The sequence below is a fragment of the Mesorhizobium sp. M7A.F.Ca.US.014.04.1.1 genome (assembly GCF_003998745.1).
In the GTDB taxonomy this organism is placed as follows: Bacteria; Pseudomonadota; Alphaproteobacteria; order Rhizobiales; family Rhizobiaceae; genus Mesorhizobium; species Mesorhizobium ciceri.
On record NZ_RZRW01000641.1, the window covers coordinates 1 to 3,029 of the forward strand.

At 64.2% G+C, this 3,029-nt stretch carries 3 protein-coding genes; all 3 read left to right on the forward strand.

Annotated features, from left to right (window positions below; translation table 11 throughout):
* On the forward strand, nt 1-1,026 hold a 1,026-nt coding region (locus EOA22_RS29120; protein WP_164755952.1), incomplete at its 5' end, for an aminomethyltransferase family protein.
* Complete coding sequence (locus EOA22_RS29125; RefSeq protein ID WP_013531135.1) at nt 1,023-1,928, forward strand: homocysteine S-methyltransferase family protein; 906 nt, start codon at nt 1,023-1,025, stop codon at nt 1,926-1,928. The genes EOA22_RS29120 and EOA22_RS29125, both read left to right, overlap by 4 nt.
* Nucleotides 1,921-3,029: pyridoxal phosphate-dependent aminotransferase (locus EOA22_RS29130; protein WP_164755954.1), on the forward strand; the 1,109-nt coding region annotated here is incomplete at its 3' end. The genes EOA22_RS29125 and EOA22_RS29130, both read left to right, overlap by 8 nt.

A 3,029-nucleotide genomic window follows, 5' to 3' on the forward strand; every position in this document is an offset into this window, starting at 1 on the left:
GGGCAGCATCGTGCGCGCGAAGAATGCCTGGCCGTGCGTGACGCTGCCGGCATTTTGGACCTGCCTGGGTTCTCGCGCTTCAATCTCGATGGTCCAGGTGCCGCCGAATGGCTGAGCCTGCAGGTCACCGGACTGGTGCCGAAGCCAGGCCGCATCGGTCTCGTCTATTTCGCCGACGACAAGGGCCGCATCGTCACCGAAATGTCCGTCGTGCGTCACGACGAGAACCTGATGACGCTGATCACCGCGGCGGTCGCGCAGTGGCATGATTTCGAATGGCTGAAGTCGCGCATGCCCAAGGACGCACCGTTCAAGCTGATCGACCGGACCGAAGAATTCTCGACCCAGATCCTGGCCGGCCCGAACTCGCGAAAAATCCTCGCCGATGTCTGCGAAGCCGACCTCACTCTGCCATGGCTGACGCATCAGGAGACGAAGATCGCCGGCCGCTGGGCCAAACTGGTGCGCGTCTCCTTCGCCGGCGAACTCGGCTGGGAAATCCACACCAGGATCGACGACACCGCCGCCATCTTCGATGCCGTCTGCGCCGCAGGCCAGCAGCACGGGCTGAAGCCTTTCGGCATGTACGCGCTGGATTCGCTCCGGCTTGAGAAAGGCTACCGCACCTGGAAAGGCGATCTGTCGACCGACTATTCGATCCTGCAGGGCGGGCTCGAACGCTTCGTCAAATGGGACAAGCCCGACTTCCGTGGCAAGGCGGCACTGCTGAACGAAAAGCAGCAAGGCGTGAAGAAGCGCTTCGTCACGCTGGTGGTGGAAAACCCCGGCGATTGCGACGCTCCGTCAGTTTCTACACTCTGGCATGACGGCAAGATCGTCGGCGAGACGACGTCCGGCGGCTGGGGCCATCGCATCGACAAGTCGATCGCGCTCGGCATGCTGCGCGCCGACCTGGCCAAACCAGGTACATCAGTCGAGGTCGAAATCTTCGGTGACCGCTTTCAGGCAATCGTGCAGAAGGATGAACCGCTGTGGGATCCGAAGAACGAAAGGCTGCGCGCATGAAGAAAATCATCCTCACCGATGGCGGCATGGGCCAGGAACTGGTCCGCCGCAGCCAATCCGAGCCGACGCCGCTATGGTCGGCCAGGGTGCTGATCGACGAACCGGATCTGGTGCGCGACCTGCACGCGGAATTCATCCGTGCCGGCGCACGTGTCATCACCATCAACACCTATTCTGCGACACCCGAACGCCTGGCGCGCGAAGGTGCGGAAGACCTATTCAAGCCATTGCAGAAGCGCGGCATCGAATTGGCCAGGCAGGCCCGCGACGAGGCCGGCGATGCAGCCATCGCCGGTTGCCTGTCGCCGCTTTTCGGCAGCTATGCACCGGCACTGACCATTTCCTTCGAGGAGACGCTCGAGATTTACCGCCGCATCGTTGCCGAGCAGGCCGATGGCGTCGACCTGTTCCTGTGTGAAACCATGGCGTCGGCGGACGAAGCCCGCGCAGCGGTGACCGCTGCATCGGAAAGCGGCAAGCCGGTATGGGTATCGTGGACGCTGGCTGACCACGGCAAGCCGCGGCTGCGCAGCGGCGAAGCCATTGCCACCGCGGCAAGCGCGCTCGACGGCCTGGCAGTCGCAGCGCGGCTGGTCAATTGCTGCCGGCCGGAAGCAATCGCCGCGGCTTTGCCTGAACTGATCGGCCTCGGCGGCCCGGTCGGCGCATATGCCAATGGCTTCACGTCAACCGAAGCACTTAAGCACGGCGGCACCGTCGATGTGCTGCACGCTCGTCACGACCTTGGCCCGGATGCCTATGCAGACCAGGCGATCGGCTGGGTGGAGGCTGGCGCAAGCATCGTTGGCGGCTGCTGCGAAGTCGGACCACCGCACATCGCCGCCCTGCGCGACCGGCTCGAACAGGCCGGCTACGAAATTTCGGGAGTTTTGCATGCCTAGACCATCATCGCGCATTTCCGGCATCGTGCCTTCGGGCAAGGACGGCTGGGAAGTCCATTTCGCCGCCTGGACGCGCAAGGAGGCCGGCGAAGACATCATCATGCTGTCGGTTGGCGACCATGATTTCGACACGCCTTCGCAGACCATTGAAGCCTGTGTGACCGCGGTTCGCGGCAGCAATCATCACTACACCCCGCTTCCCGGCTTGCCGCGCCTGCGCAAGGCGATGGCCGCAGCCTCGAGCGCCTGCACCGGCGTCGAGACATCGCCGGATCAGGTGATCGCCACGCCGGGCGGCCAGGCCGCACTCTACGCGGCCGTGCAGGGCGTGCTCGACCAGGGCGATCACGCCATCGTCGTGGCACCCTATTATGCCACCTATCCCAACACGTTCAGCGCCGCTGGCGCTGATTTCACCGTCGTCGAGACACCGGCCGAGGATGGCTTCCAGCCGCGAGCCGACATGATCCGCGCGGCAATCCGGCCGAACACGCGCGCCATCCTGATCAACACGCCGAACAATCCGACCGGTGCGGTCTATTCGCGCGAGCGGCTGGAACAGTTGGCAGAAGTCTGCCGGGAGCACGACCTCTGGCTGCTGTCGGACGAAGTCTACTGGACGCTCGGCGGCGGCGAGCACGTCTCGCCGCGCTCGCTGCCAGGAATGGCCGAGCGCACGCTGGTCATCAATTCGATGTCCAAGAGCCACGGCATGACCGGTTGGCGCATGGGCTGGCTGACGGGACCGGAGCAGATGATCACGCTCATGATCAATCTCAATCTGGTGACGACCTACGGCCTGCCGGCCTTCATCTCGATCGCTTGTTCCGAGGCGCTGGAGAACCGTTACGGCGTCAAGGAGATCGCCGAACGCTACGCGGCACGCCGCACCGTCTTGCTCGACGCCGTGCGGGGCATGAACGATGTCACCGTGCGCGGTTCGGAGGGCGGCATGTATGTCATGCTCGACATCTCGGCCGTCGAGCCGGACGACGAGAAATTCGCCTGGGCCCTGCTCGACAAGGAAAAGGTTGGCGTGATGCCCGGCTCCAGCTTCGGCGAGGCGGCCGCCGGCCACATTCGCATCAGCCTCTGCCAGCC

Excerpts from the sequence above, each read along its gene's own strand:
- EOA22_RS29125 (WP_013531135.1), top strand. The coding sequence starts at position 1,023 with ATGAAGAAAATCATCCTCACCGATGGCGGCATGGGCCAGGAACTGGTC.